At 71.0% G+C, this 16,152-nt stretch carries 12 protein-coding genes and 1 riboswitch; of the genes, 3 read left to right on the forward strand and 9 right to left on the reverse strand.

Annotation, left to right across the window (positions count from 1 at the left end; all coding sequences use genetic code 11):
* Positions 1 to 94: 94 nt before the first annotated feature.
* From paaN to AB0J33_RS10320, 5 genes are all read right to left on the reverse strand, one after another.
* On the reverse strand, positions 95 to 1,768 hold the full coding sequence (gene paaN / locus AB0J33_RS10300; RefSeq protein ID WP_363611930.1) for a phenylacetic acid degradation protein PaaN: 1,674 nt from the start codon (positions 1,766 to 1,768) through the stop codon (positions 95 to 97).
* 150 nt (positions 1,769 to 1,918) lie between these two features.
* A complete protein-coding gene (locus tag AB0J33_RS10305) occupies positions 1,919 to 2,938 on the reverse strand; it encodes a GNAT family N-acetyltransferase (RefSeq protein ID WP_363611932.1) in 1,020 nt (339 codons plus the stop codon).
* Positions 2,939 to 3,245: 307 nt separating this feature from the next.
* Positions 3,246 to 4,532 (reverse strand): threonine synthase, encoded by a 1,287-nt coding sequence (gene thrC / locus AB0J33_RS10310; protein WP_363611934.1) that lies wholly within the window; start codon positions 4,530 to 4,532, stop codon positions 3,246 to 3,248.
* Positions 4,533 to 4,542: 10 nt separating this feature from the next.
* A riboswitch (SAM riboswitch) is annotated at positions 4,543 to 4,678 on the reverse strand.
* Positions 4,679 to 4,844: 166 nt separating this feature from the next.
* On the reverse strand, positions 4,845 to 7,703 hold the full coding sequence (locus tag AB0J33_RS10315) for a hypothetical protein (RefSeq protein ID WP_363611936.1): 2,859 nt from the start codon (positions 7,701 to 7,703) through the stop codon (positions 4,845 to 4,847).
* 44 nt (positions 7,704 to 7,747) lie between these two features.
* Positions 7,748 to 8,272: a hypothetical protein gene (locus tag AB0J33_RS10320; protein ID WP_363611938.1), complete on the reverse strand. Its 525-nt coding sequence runs from the start codon at positions 8,270 to 8,272 to the stop codon at positions 7,748 to 7,750.
* A 166-nt stretch (positions 8,273 to 8,438) separates the two neighbouring features.
* On the opposite strand from AB0J33_RS10320, the gene AB0J33_RS10325 reads away from it, so the two are divergent.
* Positions 8,439 to 9,197, forward strand: coding sequence for a hypothetical protein (locus tag AB0J33_RS10325; RefSeq protein ID WP_363611940.1), 759 nt, complete (start codon positions 8,439 to 8,441; stop codon positions 9,195 to 9,197).
* Here AB0J33_RS10325 and AB0J33_RS10330 read toward each other — a convergent pair whose 3' ends face one another.
* Positions 9,198 to 10,160, reverse strand: coding sequence for a DMT family transporter (locus AB0J33_RS10330; RefSeq protein ID WP_363611942.1), 963 nt, complete (start codon positions 10,158 to 10,160; stop codon positions 9,198 to 9,200).
* Positions 10,161 to 10,251: 91 nt separating this feature from the next.
* Here AB0J33_RS10330 and AB0J33_RS10335 point away from each other — a divergent pair, with 91 nt between their 5' ends.
* Positions 10,252 to 10,557 carry an ArsR family transcriptional regulator gene (locus AB0J33_RS10335; RefSeq protein WP_363611944.1) on the forward strand — a complete coding sequence of 102 codons (306 nt, stop codon included), beginning with the start codon at positions 10,252 to 10,254 and terminating at the stop codon, positions 10,555 to 10,557.
* A gap of 105 nt (positions 10,558 to 10,662) precedes the next feature.
* Here AB0J33_RS10335 and AB0J33_RS10340 read toward each other — a convergent pair whose 3' ends face one another.
* On the reverse strand, positions 10,663 to 11,118 hold the full coding sequence (locus tag AB0J33_RS10340; RefSeq protein WP_363611946.1) for a DoxX family protein: 456 nt from the start codon (positions 11,116 to 11,118) through the stop codon (positions 10,663 to 10,665).
* A 557-nt stretch (positions 11,119 to 11,675) separates the two neighbouring features.
* On the opposite strand from AB0J33_RS10340, the gene AB0J33_RS10345 reads away from it, so the two are divergent.
* Positions 11,676 to 12,356, forward strand: coding sequence for a DUF4232 domain-containing protein (locus tag AB0J33_RS10345; protein WP_363611948.1), 681 nt, complete (start codon positions 11,676 to 11,678; stop codon positions 12,354 to 12,356).
* Between the two features lie 9 nt (positions 12,357 to 12,365).
* On the opposite strand, the gene AB0J33_RS10350 is transcribed toward AB0J33_RS10345, so the two are convergent.
* Positions 12,366 to 13,232 carry an ABC transporter permease subunit gene (locus AB0J33_RS10350; protein ID WP_363611950.1) on the reverse strand — a complete coding sequence of 289 codons (867 nt, stop codon included), beginning with the start codon at positions 13,230 to 13,232 and terminating at the stop codon, positions 12,366 to 12,368.
* On the reverse strand, positions 13,232 to 16,096 hold the full coding sequence (locus tag AB0J33_RS10355) for an alpha/beta fold hydrolase (RefSeq protein WP_363611952.1): 2,865 nt from the start codon (positions 16,094 to 16,096) through the stop codon (positions 13,232 to 13,234). Before AB0J33_RS10355 ends, AB0J33_RS10350 begins: the two co-directional genes overlap by 1 nt.
* Positions 16,097 to 16,152: the final 56 nt, after the last annotated feature.

Below are 16,152 nucleotides of genomic sequence, written 5' to 3' on the forward strand. Positions count from 1 at the left end.
ACCTCGGAACTCTCAAGCCGCAACCAACGAGGCTGCCCCGAAACCCCAACCGCAACCAACGAGGCCACCCCGAAAACCCCGACCGCAACCAGGATCAGACGTGCCGCCGAGACTGCACGATCCGGAACCGGTTGGCCACGTACGCCCCGTCCGTCAACGCCGAGTTGGCCGCCGCGTTCGCCCCACTGCCGTGGAAGTCGGAGAACGCCGCCGACTGGTTGACGAAGACCCCGCCGGTGAGGTTGCAGGACAGGTGCACCCCGACCTCGACCGCCACCGCCTCGGCGGCGTCCAGCACCGCCTCGTCCGTCGAGTAGACCCCGGCGGTGAGTGCGCCCTTCTCACCGACCGTCCGGCGCAGCAGCTCCAGGCTGTGCGCGGTGGAGTCGGTGGCGATCGCGAACGAGATCGGCCCGAACCACTCCCGGCCGTACGTGTCCGCGTCGTCCGCGGTCAGCTTCACGATCGTCGGGGTACGCACCACCGCGTCGGCGTACGACGGGTGGGTCACCGTCCGCGACTCCAGCACCGGCTCGCCGACCTTGGTGACCTCGGCCAGCCGCTCCAGCACCCCGTCGTTGACGATGGCGCCGGTCAGCTCCACGCCCCGGCCCGGGTCGGCGGTGAGCTTGCCGACCGCGGCGGCGATCCCGCCGGCCACCTCGTCGAAGCTCTTGTGCCCCTGGTCGGTCTCGATGCCCCCGCCGGGGATGAGGATGTTCTGCGAGGTGGTGCACATCTGCCCGCTGTAGAGGGTCAGCGTGAAACCGAGGTTGCGGCACATGCCGGCGAAGTCGTCGGTGGAGTCGATGACGACGGTGTTGAGGCCGGCCTTCTCGGTGTAGACCGACGCCTGCCGGGCGTGCGTCTCCAGCCAGTCGCCGTACTCGGTGGAGCCGGTGAAGTCGACGATCCGGACGGCGCGGTGCAGGGCCAGGTCACTGGCGAGCTTCTCACCGGGCGCCTCGGCCGCCAGCATGATCAGGTTCGGGTCGAAGCCGGCCTCGGCGAGCACCTCCCGGGCGTACTTCACGGTGATGGCCAGCGGCAGCACCGCGCGCGGGTGCGGCTTGACGATCACCGGGTTGCCGGTGACCAGCGAGGCGAACAGCCCGGGGTACGAGTTCCAGGTCGGGAAGGTGTTGCAGCCGATCACCAGCGCCACCCCACGCGGCACCACGTGGAACGTCTTGGTCATCCGCAGCGGGTCACCCTTGCCGGCGGCCTTCTCCCAGCCCGCCGTGCCCGGGTGCCGGGTCATCTCGGCGTACGCGTACGCCAGCGCTTCCAGCGCCCGGTCCAGCGCGTGCGCGCCACCGGCCTGGAAGGCCATCACGAACGCCTGCCCGCTGGTGAACTGCACCGCGTTCGCCAGCTCGAAGATGTGCTTGTGCAGCCGGTCGAGGATCTCCAGGCAGACGCCCACCCGGGCCTGCGGGCCGGCGTCGCGCCACGCCGGCAGCGCGGCGGAGGCGGCGCTGACCAGCTCGCCGGGGCCGGCGTGCGGGTAACGCACCGCCAACTCCACCCCGAACGGGCTCGTCTCGGTGGCGACCCGTGCGCCGCTGCCGGGCTGGTCGAGCGGAAAGTCACCACCGAGGTACGCCTCGAAGGCGGCCTTACCGTCGGCGGCGGCGGTCTCGCCGTACACCCGGGGGCTGGGGGATTCGGGGTAGGCGGACCAGTAGCCCCGCTCCGTGATCGCGGTCAGCGCACGGTTGAGGGTGTCGGCGTGCCTGTCGTACAGGGGCTGCGGGGTCTCCGTCATGCCCGCCATCATGCCTGAGTCAGGTCCGCGAACAGTAGCGCGAATGCCCGGCAGCGACGCATGCCTGAGTCAGGTCCGCGAACAGTAGCGCGAATGCCCGGCAGCGACGCATGCCTGAGTCAGGCCCGCGAACAGTAGCGCCGATACCCGTCAGAGGGTGAGCTGCCAATCGGTCCAGGAGTCCACCGGGCGGAAGCCGAGCTGCTCGTTGATCGCCACCATGTAGCTGTTGCTTGTCGCGTTCCAGGTGTCGATCACCCGTACGGCCGGCTCGTGGGTGAGTAGGTGGTGCAGGTTCTCCGCCTTGGCGATGAGGCCGAGCCGGTGCCCACGATGAGCCGGGTCGACGATGGTGATCTGCTGGAAGGCGTGCCAGTCGGTGCTGGCGCCCACGTCCAGCAGCGTCCAGGCGACCAGCCGGCCGGACGCCTCGTGCCGCATTCCGAGGTGGTAGCGCCGCCGGCCCCGGGCGTCCAGCGCCCGTTCGTTGCCGCGGATGCGCTCGGCGTCCACCTGCTCCGGCTCCCACTGCACGTCACCCATGGGCGCGTCCACCATCAGCCGGCCGTCGAGGTAGGCGATGTCGGCGACGTACTCCTGCGGGGTCGCCCCCTGCCAGCAGACCGACTGGTAGCCCTCGGCTCGCGGACGGGCCTCGGCGAGCGCCGCCCGCAGCGCGATCCGGTCGATCTCACCGACGTGCAGGCGGCGACGCACCTCGGCGAGGGCGGGGTGGGCTCCGGTCGCGGCGGCGAACGCGTCGCCGGCCACGTTGCGGGCGGGTCCGCCGGGCAGCGCGGAGACGGCCATCGCCACGACCCGCTTGCGGCCGTGCTCGCGCAGCAGGCGCACCCCGTACTCGTGCAGGGCCCGGCCGACGCCGCGACGCCGCAGCTCGGGATGCACCAGCAGGTCCGCGGTGGCGTTCTCGGTGTTGTCGAGCTGCGGCAGGTCCAGTTGGAGGTAGCCGGCCGGTACGCCGTCGAGTCGGGCGAGTGCCCAGAGCGACCGGGTGCCGGGCATCGGCGTGTGGAACAGCGCGTCGAAGCGACGCCGACAGGAGGGCGGGAAGTCGGGCAGATCGGCGTCGTTGGCCGCCGACCCGATCCGGTACGCCTCGTCGACCGACGTCCGGTCGGCGCCGTCGAACGACGCGATCGTGATGCTCATGCCGCTGAGGGTGCACCCCGGAAAAGCGATCGGGCCAGCGAATTAACCGCTGGCCCGATCGAACGTGGTCGGGAGGGACACTCGCACAACGCCTCCGGCGTTGGGTCGCAAGAACTTCAAAAGTCTTCGGCGAAATGCCCTCCCGCACGGAGCATCTTGCGCCGTCCGGTTCCTGCCGTCAAGTCCGTAGGGGCGGGTTTTCCACACTCACTGCGAAAAGCCAGTTACCCGGCGGATCCGCCTGGTCCTCCGACCGGGTGGCCGCCCATCCCCCACTCGGAGAGCGGCCGGCGCGCGCCGGGGCGCCTCAGCCGAGCAGGCCGGCGTCGCGGGCGGCGCGCAGCGAGGGCTTGATGTGGTGGGTCGGCCCGACCTGGCCGGCCACCGCGTCGATGGTCTTGAGACCCTCACCGGTGTTGAACACGACGGTCTCGGCCGCCGGGTCGAGCCGACCGGACTCGACCAGCTTGCGCAGCACGGCCACGGTCACCCCACCGGCGGTCTCGGCGAAGACCCCGGTGGTACGGGCCAGATCACGGATGCCCGCCCGGATCTCGTCGTCGTCGACGTACTCCATCCAACCGCCGGTGCGGCGAACCGCCTCCAGGGCGTAGAGGCCGGCGGCCGGGTCGCCGATGTTGAGCGACTTGGCGATGCCGGTGGGCTTGACCGGGATGATCGTGTCGGTCTCGGCGTGCAGGGCGGTAGCGATCGGGTTGCAGCCGGCGGACTGCGCGCCGAAGACCTTCCAGCCACCGGCCGGCGCCTCGACCAGGCCGATCTCCACCAGCTCGGAGAACGCCTTGTCGATCTTGGTGAGCAGCTCGCCGCTGGCCATCGGGATGACCACCTGAGCCGGGATCCGCCAGCCGAGCTGCTCGGCCACCTCGTAGCCGAGGGTCTTGGAACCCTCCGCGTAGTACGGCCGGACGTTCACGTTGACGAACGCGGTGTCCTCGAACTCGTCGGTCTCCACCAACTCGCCGCAGAGCCGGTTGACATCGTCGTACGAGCCGTCGATGGCGACCAGGTCGCCGCCGTAGACGGCAGTGGTGATGACCTTGCCCTGCTCCAGGTCGCTGGGGATGAAGACCACCGACGGTACGCCGGCGCGGGCGGCGTGGGCGGCCACCGAGTTGGCCAGGTTGCCGGTCGACGCGCAGGCGAAGCGGCTGAAGCCGAGCGCCTTGGCGGCGGTGAGCGCCACCGAGACGACCCGGTCCTTGAACGAGTGGGTGGGGTTTGCGCTGTCGTCCTTGACCCACAGCGGCGCGGTGATGCCCAACTCGGCGGCGAGGTGCGGGGCCGCCACCAGCGGGGTCAGCCCCGGGTCGAGGGTCACCCGGCTGGCCGGATCCTGACCGGCGGGCAGCAGGGCGGCGTACCGCCAGATGTTCTGCGGGCCGGCCTCGATCTGCTCCCGGGTGACGGTGGCCAGTGCGGCGAGGTCATAGTCGACTTCCAGCGGACCGAAACACTCGTAACAGGCGTGCTGGGCGGCGAGTGGGTAGCGGGCCGAACAGGCACGGCAGACCAGGGCGCGGGCGGGGCTGGCGGAGGTGTCGATGCCGGATGCGGCGAGCGTCGACGTCATGTCGAGAGTCCTCTCATCTTTCCCCGCATCGCACGGTGCGGCGGGGACGGAATTGGCACCTGCCCCGCGGGTCGCTCAGCGGTGAGCGCGCGGGGTGGTTGCCGGGGCGTCGTCGGGCCGTATCCCTCAGCCCCTCTGGATGAGGTATTCAGTTGTGCCGTCGAGTCTACGCAATACCACGCGGGACGCCCACGGGTGTCCCGCGTGGTGAGCAGTCCCACCAGCCCCGCCACGAACGGACCCACGGGATCCCTGCCGCACGGGCGGCGGTGGCCGGGGCGAGTCGCCTCACCCCGGCCACCAGGTCGTGCGTCAGTTCCCCGGGTAGGGATCTCCGCAGTCGCGGCCGTTGGCGTAACCGGGAACGTTGACGAAGGCGATCGCGTCGTACGCCACGTCAACGGTGCCCTCCGCCTGGGCGACGATGTTGTCGAGCTGGACCTTGGCGCCCGGGTAGAGCCACGTCCACCCCAGCGACACCCACTTGTCCTCCCAGTTCGCGGAGTTCTGGTCGATCGAGCAGACGATCTGGTTGTCGGAGCCACCGGGACCGCCGTCGCCCTGCGAGATGATGTAGTCCACCTGTTCGTTGGCGCCGTGCGAGGGCAGGTGTACGACGATCTCGTAGTCGTCCGACGGCAGGTCGGTCGTCCAGGTGCCCAGCACCCGGTGACGCTTGTACTCCTCGCTGCCCCCGGAGTCACCGTCGTACGAGTGGGTGAACCAGGTGTGCCCCAGATAGCCGGCACCGACCTGGTGCAGGTCCACCTGGCCGTACAGGGCGGCGTTCGAGCCGAAGGGGCTGCCGGTGCGCAGCGTGAACTTGCCACCCCGGGGCTGTGGCGCACACCCCAACCGGTTGAAGCTGGAGTCCCCGTTGCTGTCGTCGATGACTGCGGCGACCGTGCCGATGTCGGCCTTGAACGGTGTGCAGGCGGTCGGATAGACCCGCAACAGCGGTGGCTCGGACGAGAACAGCGGGAACGCCAGTCGCTCCTTGGCGCACTTGGCGGCACACCCGTCGCTCCAACTCGTCGTGCCGTGCCACCAGCAGTTCGAGTTGTCGGACGGGCAGGCGTTGAGGACGTTGGGAGTGCAGTAGTTGACAGTGCCGCAGAACTGGTAGCGACCGGGCAGCTGGAGCTGGTTGTTGGAGTTGGTCCCGAAGGCCGGCGGCAGGTACTTGTCGAACGGTTCGATCCACTGCCACTGCGGCACCTCGGCCCAGCCCATGATCTTCTCCGGGTACGACCAGTCGGCCGGGTGGCTCGCGTCGTCCTTGTCGACCCGGAGGAACGGGTCGCGGGTCGCCTTGTACTGCGGGTTGGCCGGGTTGTTGAACCAGCCGACGCCGTATGGACCGCCGGTGTTCTGGTAGACGCCCGAGTTGTAGCCCCACACGGCCAGGTACCAGTTCTCGATGAAGGCCGGGTTGCCGTTGTTGACCATGGATCCGGTCCGCGCCACCTCCAGCCACTTCGCCTGGAGGATCGCCATGCCGGCGGCGATGTTGGCCTGGTAGTCCATCGCGATGGCCTGTTGCTGGTAATAGTTGTAGGTGGTCTGGCCCCGGGCCATGCCGTCGGTCACCTGGGAGATGCCGTAACCGCAGTCCGCCGACGAGTAGTCGATGATGCGGATGTCCTCCTCGTGTGCCCGGTGACCGTAGTAGTCCGAGATCAGCGGGTTACCCGCGTCGCCGGGCACGGCGTGCCACGACGCCTGGGCCAGGTTGGTCTCCTGCGCGAGGATCGCCAGCATCAGCTGCGCCGGCACGTTCGGGGCGTTCGTCGGCTTCTTGAACATCACCTGCGGCTTGTAGGGCTCGCCGGCGCCCGGAGTGCTCCGATCGTTCAACAGCACACCGTTGGCCGCCTGGTCGACTGCCCACTCGACCTGGTTGGCGCTGGGCTGGAGAACCTGGGTGGACAGCTCGTTACGACCGATCACGCACTTCGGCTGGCCCGGGTCGGTGATCGGCGGCAGGTCGTCCAGTGCGGCGGCCATCGGGCCGGTGAAGGTCGGCCGGGCCACGTCGGCGGGGGCCCGGCGCTCTGATCGCACCGTGCCGGACTGGGTCTTGCCGCTGACGGGCGACTCGACCGAGACCCGCAGAACACCGGCCGCCGCCTTCCGGCCCGCCATCCGCTCCCGCGTCTGCTCGACCGACAACCCCTGCACGACGAGGTGCCCCTGCTGTGAAACGGCACGGGCCGGCCGACTGCTGCGCAGCAGACGCAGGTCGCGGGCGGCACCGGTGGCGATCCCGGTCACGTCCCCGACCAGCGCGTTGCGCCCCTCGGACAGGCCGAAGAGTTCGAGCCGCTTCCCGGGCGAGGTCCCGAGGTGCGTCGTTCGGCCGGCCCGATGCCGGTAGGCGGCCGATCGCTCGACACCGCCCTCCGACTTGAGCGTCACCACGTCGAGGGCGGCGTCGGCCGTGGCCCGCAGGCCGTAGGGCTGGCCGCCCGGCCGCGCGACGACAGTCGGCCGGCCGTTCTGGGCGACGCGGACGACCTCGCCACGGATCACGCCGTAGTCGCCGTCCGGCCCGGGGGCCGGATTGGTGAGCTGCGCCTTGACCCGCCGGGTGCTCACGACCTTGCTGGCGGCTGCGTCGACCGTCAACAGGTCGGTCTGCTGCTGGTCCAAGCCGATGGCTCGGGTCAGCAGGATCCGGTCGTCCGGTCCGCAGCCCGGGTTGAAGTAGGCGAGTTGGACGTCGTCGGCAATCTTTCGAGCGGCACCGGTGCGGACGTCGACGACGGCCGCGAGCGCACCGGCGCTCACCAGAGCCGGCTTGTTGGTGGCCATGACCGGCGCGTAGACCACGGCGGCGTACCGGCCGGAGCCGGTCAGGCAGACGTAGCCGGTCCAGGCGCCGGCCTCGGTCCGCCCGCCGGTCAGGGTGGCCAGCCGCGACCAGGCGAAGGCGTCCTTCTCCCGGGCGATGTAGAGGTGGAAACCGTCGGTGTCGCCCGATCCGGTGACCAGGACGTCGGAGGACGACTTCCAGTCGTCGCCGAGAACGCGGGCGGGGTCGGTGACGGCGGCCTGCCGGCCGGTGTCGGTCGACGGGGTGGGGACGGCGGACGCGGCCTGGGGCGCAATGGTCACAGTCGAGGTGAGCACCACGGTTGCCAGGACGGCCCGCAGGCGGGCGGCGTGCATGGGGTTCCCCTCCGGACGGCGGCGAGATCGCAGGATCGACATGTTCACTGCCATGTGGAACACGCTCCCGACGGCCCGTTACCGGTCGAGTCCGGGTCCGGGTCGTACTCCTGGCCGGGAATCTGGTAGCCGTCGCCGAAACACAGCTTCACCGAGTTGTCCCAGCTGACCAGGACCGTTCGGTACGTCTTGGTGGTGCCGGAGACGAGTGTGGAGTGCTGACCGGAGCCGTTACGGATGATCCTGCCCTTTCCTCCGTAGGCGGGCTGCGCCCAGAGGTACAGGAAGAGCCAGGAATAGTTCGGCGCCGTGGTGAAGTCGAAGTCGGCCCAGGCGGCCCCACAGGCCCGGGACCGGTAGATGGTCGCCCGGCCACCGCCGAGTCGGTCCATCCCGATCTGCTTGACCGCGACCTGATCGGCTCGGCAACCCTCCTCGCCGGGCCAACGGCCGTCGCACTTCCAACCGTTGCAGTTGACCGCCGCTTGGGCCGGACTGGCCTGGACCACAGCGCCCGCGCTCGCCATCAGGACGAGCGCGGCAAAAACCGCATGCAGACGTAGTCGCACCTGTTAACACCCCCGTGTAGGTAAGGACGAGACCTTGGGTCACGCTAGCCTTACCGGAGGTAGCCGCGACAGACTTGAGTGTGTCGATGTCGCGTGGTAGACATCGAGCACTCCCCGACGGCTCGGCGGGGCGGATGAAACGGGGATCGAGCATGGTGGCAACCGCATGACCATCGACCAGGCCACCGGCCAGCCTTCGACCGACTCTCCCGAGCAGCAGCGACATCGGCGATCACTGTGGTGGCTGGCCCTCCTGCTCGCCGTCGCGGCCCTGGTCGTCATCGTGGTGGTCGCCGTCACTCGGCAGGCCGACGATTCGCAGGTGGAGCGGGACGCGGCCCGGAGCACACCGAGCGCCGCGACCGCCCCCGGCACCCCGGGCGCGGTCGGGCCGGAGACGGGCGTTCCGGCAGGGGCTTCCGCGGTGCCCGGCGCTTCCCTCGACGGCGCCAACCCCGCGCCCGCTCGCTCGCCCTTCGACAACGGCGACACCGCGATGCCCGGAGTCGACCCACAGGTGTTGCTGCAACGGTTGGCAGCGCGGTGGAAGCTGCGGCTCTACAGCAATCCGTACTTCGGCTCCGCCACCCAGCACAGTGGGGTGGCCGGCGACCCGGCCAGCGGCACCCGGCAGGTGACGCTGTTCATCGACAAGGAGAAGCGGCTGCGCGGGGTGTACTGCGGGGCCAGCGGTCCGGGCGATCGACCGCTCACCGGCGAGGGGCGGCAGTTCATCGACGACTGCGCTCTCGGGGCTCTCCCCGCCGGCAGGGACCGCGACGGCTTGGACGCTTGGCTGGACCGCCGGGTCACCGCCGGCAAGGCTGCGCAGCCCGAGCGGGAGGAGGGCCAGCTCGGCGCCTACCGGGTCGTGCTCAACCACCCCGCCAATCTGGTCGCCGTCGAACTGACCCGGCCGGCCTAGCTAACGGCCCACCACGGCGACCGGGTCGACTACCGCCACCGGGTCGGCGACGGCTGTCGCCTGGTAGCCGGGGGCGGTGCGGGCGCGGGTCGCCAGGTTGGCGGCGATCAGGGCGGCGATGGTGAGTGCCGCCCCGGCGAGCTCGACCCCGACCGGCCGGTAACCGCGGGCGATCTGCACGGCGAAGGTGGTCACCGGGACCAGGTTCATGAACAGCGCGGCGTTGGCGGCGCCGAGTCGCTGCACGCCGGTGTTCCAGGCCAGGACCGCGACGACCGCACCCACCAGCACGGCGTACGCCAACTGCGGGGTGACCGCCACGAGGTCGTCGGCGCCTGGCGCGTGCTGCCAGCCGACGGCGTCGGCGCCGATGCTCAGGGCGAGCATGGCGGCCGTGCCGGAGAGCGCGGTCAGCGTGGTGAAGCGCAGTGGCGACCACTCGCCGAACCGGCTGGCGCCGTGGGTGTAGATGCCCCAGCCCAGCACCGCGCCGATCATCATCAGCCCGCCGAGGCCGAACTGGCCGAGCCCGGCCAGGCTCCCACGCGTGATCACCAGGCCGACCCCGATGAGCGCCACCAGGGAGAGGGCAAGCAGGAGCGGCTTCGGGCGTACGCCGTCCCGCGCCCAGCGGACGAGTTGGGTGATCACCGGCGTGGTGGCCACGAAGAGGGAGATCTGCTGCGGGGCGGCGTGTTCGAGCGCCAGGTTGGTGAGCAGGTTGAAGCCCGCGAAGCCGACCACGCCGAGCACCACCACCTCGACCGCCCGGCTCCCGTGCCGCAGTGCCGCAGTGCCCTCGCGCAGCAGCAGGATGGCGACCAGGACGACGGCGGCCAGCAGGTAGCGCGCGGTGGTCAGGTTGAGCGGATCGACCCGGTTCAGCGCGCTGGCCAGCACCGGGAACATCACGCCCCAGCCGAGCACGGCGAGCAGTGGGTAAGCGGCGGCGCGGGATCGCATCGGCAACTCCAATGTTCGAGTATCGTCGAACCAACGACACCGACCATAGGGTGTTGTTCGATTATTGTCGAACAAGGGTTACACTGGTCACATGGAGCTGCACGAACCCGACCTGACCGCCGTACCGGTCACCAGCGTGCTGGCCGCGCTCGCCGACGACGTGCGGCTACAGATCGTCCGGACGCTCGCCGAGGGCGGCGAGTCCGCCTGCGGCAGCTTCGACTTCGGCGTCTCCAAGGCGACCCGCAGCCACCATCTCAGGGTGCTGCGCGAGGCGGGCCTGACCCGGACCCGCGCCGCCGGCACGAGCCGACTGGTTCGACTCCGCCGCGACGAGCTGGACCGCCTCTACCCCGGCCTCCTGGACGCGGTGCTCGGTACGCGCACCTCGGCCTGACCTTCCCGCTTGGTCGTCCCGGCTCTCGCGCGGGGCGGGGGAACCTGCCACCCGCCCCGCTACGGAGCTGAATCGTTTACGACATCAGCACGGTGCCGGGTGGGGTCAGACGACCATCGAGCTGGACTCGGCCACCGGCGCCGCTGGCGCGGGTCGAACGTCGCGGCGACGGGCGAGCAGCGTGTCGAGCGCCCAGGAACCCGGGCCGAGGGTCGCGACCAGCAGGAACGACCAGCAGAAGAGAGCGGACAGCTCACCACCGTTGTGCAGCGGTAGCAGATCATCCGGCTGGTGCACCACGAAGTAGGCGTACGCCATCGAGCCAGATGCGAGCAGAGCGGCGGGTCGGGTGAAGAGCCCGGCCAGCACCAGGGCGCCGCAGACCAACTGGATCAGCGCGGCCCACCAGCCTGGCCAGGTGCCGATTGGTATCGCGGCACCGGTCATCGGGTTGCCGCCGAACAACCCGAAGACCGAGGTCAGGCCGTGCAACGTGAACAGCAGGCCGACCACGATGCGAAACAGGGACAGGGCCGGCCCGCCGAGCCGAGAAACATCCATTGGAACCTCCATCGAAGGGATCTGATTCCTTCAATGTGAGGCATGAAACTATCGAAGGTTATAAATTCCTTGCCAGTGGGAAGGTCCCCGGTCGGAATGTACCGGTGTCCACGGCCAGCGTCGAGCAACCGCAGCGCCGCAGGCGCGCCGCCTGAGCCCCTGAGCTGCCGAAACGTTCAAATTCCAGCAGGTCGACCCGCCGTGGGCGCGCTCCCATACTGTGGGTGCCGCCTGTCGAACTGCCCCAGGCACGCGCAGACAGGAGCCCTCACCCCCTGATGAGGTGCCTCGCGGTCATGCGACCTCACTCGGCGGGGCAGGTGCGAGATCGAGCGCCGTGACCGACACGGCGGAGGATCGCCAGACCACGATGCGCCGGCATGGCTAGCGATGTCGTAAACGAGTCAGCTACAAGGGCCCAAGACAAGGAGCCCCCCGTCCCGGGAGGCAATCCGGCGGGGACGGTGCAGCCGGCCCAGCTGTGGGGCAGCCTGACACGGCACCCGACTGTCGGGGCCGGGCGGCGGCGGCACACCCACGTGGGCCAGGATCAACGAATGGTCTCCCGCGACACGGCGGCACGGCGGCGCATCAGCGCGGCGGTCGCGATGGCTCTCACGCTCGGCGGCTGCACTCCCGGCGACCATCGCGGCCAGGGCGGGGACCCTCCCAGCCGGCCGCCGACCGCGCCGAGCCAGTCAGCGAGCAGCGGTCCGCTGGCCGGCTGCCCGGCCAGCGGCGTTCGGATCCGGTCGACCGGCGGGGACGCCGCCATGGGCCTGCGCGCCCTCGGAGTGGAGCTGGTCAACTGCGGCGACCGCCCCTACCGGCTCAACGGGTACCCGGTGCTGCACGTGTTCGACGAGCAGCACGAGCCGATCATGTTGCGGGTGGTCAACGGCGCCAAGGAGATCACCTCGGGCTTCGACCAGCCACCCCGGCAGGTCACCCTCGACCCCGGGGAACGGGCCACCGCCGTGGTGCTCTGGCGCAACCTGGTCACGGACTCGACGGTGGTGGCCACCAACGGGGAGTTCCTGACCGTGGCACCGGCTGCCGGGCAGCCCGCCGAGGAGGTGGACCCGGACGGGCCGATCGACCTGGGCAACACCGGCCGAATCGGCGTCAGCGCCTGGAAGAAGGCCGACCCGTCCACGCCGGTGCCGTCCCGGCCGGCCCCGCCGCCGGCGCCGAGCGCGGTGCCGTCCTCGGTGAGCCCGCCGGACAGCCGGCTGTGAGCCATCCCGCTACGACGTGATGTCCTTGCGGGTGAAGCGCCAGAACGCCAGCCCCCAGAACAGCGTCGCGTAGCTGATCGCCGAGATGCACCCGCGCACCACGTCGTCGGTCTGCACCGGAGTCGAGAGCAACCCCAGCCAGGCGGTGCTGAAATGGGTGGGCAGGAAGTCCCGCAGTCCGCCCAGGGCGGTGATCTGGTCCAGGATGCTGGACAGGATCCAGAGCAGAACCGCCCCGCCCACCGCGCCCAGCGCCGCGTCCGTGGTCACCGACAGCAGGAACGCCAGCCCGGCCACCACCAGGAGTACGACCGCCAGATAGCCCAGTACGGCCAGCAGCCGCAGCAGCCCCTCGGTGGGTTCCAGCTCGGCGGCGACCGTGCTGCGCAGCGGTGACCAGCCGTAGCGCAGGGTGCCGGCCAGCAGGGCGGTGCCGGCCAACAGCAGCAGGGCCAGTCCCGAGTACGCGAGCGCGACCACCAGCTTCACCGTCAACAACCGGGCCCGCGGCACCGGGATCGCCAGCAGGTAGCGCAGGCTGCCCCAGCTCGCCTCGCTGGCCACCGTGTCGCCACAGAACAGCGCGACGACCACCACCAGCAGGAACGACGCCGACACGAAGATGGCGAACAGGGTGAAGTTCAGCCCGCCGGACGTGGCCAGGTCGACCAGGCTGGCGAACTCGTTGTTGCCGTTGTCGTCGTCGCCACCTGAGTTGAACTGGAACGCGATCAGGATGATCAGCGGCAGCAGCACCATGAACCCGAGCGCCAACTGGGTCCGTCGCCGGGACGCCTGCCGACGGAACTCCGCCATGAACGGCATGGTGGCCGACGGCCGGTAGCCACGGGCCTCACCCGCGTCAGTAACAACCATCACCGGTCACCGCTTCCCCGAGAGTTGTCGCCCACCAGGGCGAGGAACGCGTCTTCCAGGCGTCGCCGGGGCACCACCCGGTCCACCCCGATGCCGGCGCGCACCAGCTCCGCCACCACCTCGCTGCGGGCCGTGCCGTTGGTGTCGACCACCAGTTGGCCGTCGCTCTCCGGCAGCACGCGGACCCCGTGCAGCCGGTCCAGCACCGCCCGCGCCGCCACCGGGTCGGTGACGTCGAAGAGCACACTCGGCGACTCGCCCACGATCTCCTCCACCGGCCCGGACGCCACGATCCGACCCTTGTTCACCACCACCGCGTGCGTACAGGTCTGCTCCACCTCGGCCAGCAGGTGACTGGAGACCAGCACCGCCCTCCCGTCCGTGGCGTACCGCTGGAGCACCCGGCGCATCTCGGCGATCTGCGGCGGGTCGAGCCCGTCGGTCGGCTCGTCCAACACCAGCAGTTCGGGGAGGCCGAGCATGGCCTGGGCGATGGCCAGGCGCTGGCGCATGCCGTGGCTGTAGTTCTTGATCTTCCGGTGCACGGAGTCACCCAGCCCGGCGATCTCCAGTGCCGCGTCGAAGTGTGCGTCCTCCCACGGCCGCCCGGTTGCCCGCCAGTACGCCTTCAGGTTGTCCAGACCCGACAGGTGCGGCAGGAAGCCCGGCCCCTCCACCAGCGCCCCGATCCGGGACAGCACCGGCGAGCCGGGCACCAGCCGACGACCGAAGACGTAGATCTCCCCGGCGGTCGGCTGGGTCAGCCCCATCAGCACCCGCAGGGTGGTGGTCTTGCCGGCACCGTTCGGCCCGAGCAGACCCACGACCTGACCCGGGTGCACCTCGAAGTCCACGTTCGACACGGCGACGAAGCCGTCCGCGTACTCCTTGCGCAGCGCGCGCACGGCCAGCGGGGTGTCCGCGTACTCCGGATGCACCGACCGGTCCTGGCGGCGGTGCCGGCGGCGGACCAGGGCGACGACCACGACGAGCCCGATCACGATCGCGGCGAGCAGGCCGGCGAGCACCCAACGCCAGACCGTCGCCGCGGTGGGGATCGGCTCGCCGCTGACCGTGGGCAGGCTGACCGCGCCGTCCGCCGCGACCGTGTAGACGGTCGGTTCGGCGGGGGTGGTGTACGCCTGGTCGGAGGTGGCCACCACCAGCCGCAGCCGGTGCCCGGCCTCCACCCGTCGGACGATCCCGGGCAGCGTCACGGTGACCGGGCGGGCGTCCTGCACCCGCTGCGGCAGACCGGTGAGCCGGATCGGGGCGACCAGGCCGTTCGGCAGGGTGGCCGCGCCGTCCTTGTCGACGTCGTAGAGCTTGACGAAGAGCACCGCCGTACCGGTCGGCGACGCGGCCCGCAGCGTGACGGTGGGCGTGCCGGCCACGTCGACCGCCTCGGTCAGCGGCGTCGACTCGAACTGGGCGTGCTGGCCGGGCACATCGCCGGCCACGCCGTCCAGCAGCGAGGCCAGTCCGCCGGCGAACGGAATCGAGGAGATGGCGGCGGGATTGCCGTTCGGCGGGTTCGCGATCGGCTGGACCGGGCCCGCGACCGCCACCTCCCGGCGGCCGTTGCCGGCCAGGCCGGGGTAGTCGGCGCGGCGGAAGCCGGTGGCGACCAGACCTCGGTCGAGCGCGTCGAAGCCGGCGATCCGCGACCAGGTGAAGTCGTCGCCGGGCGCGTCCCCCTCGCCCTTGACGTAGTGGTCGAGCCACTGGACGGTCAGGAACTTCACCCGGTCGGAGTCCGAGCGGGGCCCGCTGCCGCCGTCGTGCCCGCCGGTGAACCAGGCGACCCGGACCGGGGTGCCGGCGGCGGCGATGCCGCGCGCGTTCGCGTCCGCCTCACCGAGCGGGAAGAGGGTGTCCGCCTCGCCCTGCACCAGCAGGGTGGGTGCCTTGATCCGGTCCAGCACACCCGCCGGGCTGGAGCGGCGCAGCAGGTCCACGGCGGCCTGGTCGGCTCGGCCGGTGGTGGCGATCCGGAGGTACGCGGCGCAGACGTCGGCGGCGAACCGACCGCAGGACGGGTCGGCGGCACCGGCCGGGGCGCCACCGGGCCCGGTGCCGGGGCCGGCGGCCGGCCCGGGGCTGGGTGGGCCGGCCGACGCCGGGGCGCCCTGCGGCTGGGCGGCGGTCGCACCGGAGAGCCCGGCCGGGCCGGAGCCCACGTTGCCGCCCCCGCCGAAGAAGAGGCCGGCCCAGCCCTTCTTGAACACGCCCTCGGTCGGCGCCGCGCCGGTGCTCTCCGGCAGGAACGCGCGGGACAGGTCATTCCAGGTGATCATGGGGACGATCGCGTCGACCCGACGGTCCTGGGCGGCCAGCAGCAACGCCAACCCACCGCCGTACGAGCCGCCGACCACGCCGACCTTCGGGTCGCCGGCGGCGTCGGTGCGCACCTCCGGCCGGGCGGCCAGCCAGTCCAGCAGCCGCTCCGCGTCGCGTACCTCGTAGTCCGGGTTGTCGAGGTGGATCTCACCGCCGCTGCGGCCGAAACCCCGCGCGGTCCAGGTGAGCACCGCGTAACCGCGCCCGGCGAACTCCTCCGCGTCGGAACGCACCGACTCCTTGGTGCCGCCGAACCCGTGCGCCAGCAGCACCGCCGGCACCTTCCGGGTCGACGAGGCGTCGTCCGGCAGGTAGAGGGTGGTGTCCAGGTCCACCGGCTGGTCCCCGGATGGTCCGGAGCGGACGGTGAGCATCGCGCTCTCGGTGCGTACGCCCGGTCCCTGTGGCCACACCGCCCAGGTCACGGCGGCGGCCAACAGCACGACGACCACCGCGGCGGCGGTCGCGCGGCGGCGGGTGGGCAGGGCACGCCGGAACCACGCGGCCGGCGACGGCGATGTCATGCGGCACACGGTACGGGCCGCAGCCTGAGCGTTGGCTGAGATCCGCCGTACGTCCG

The organism is Micromonospora sp. NPDC049645 (genome assembly GCF_040675155.1).
GTDB lineage: Bacteria > Actinomycetota > Actinomycetes > Mycobacteriales > Micromonosporaceae > Micromonospora.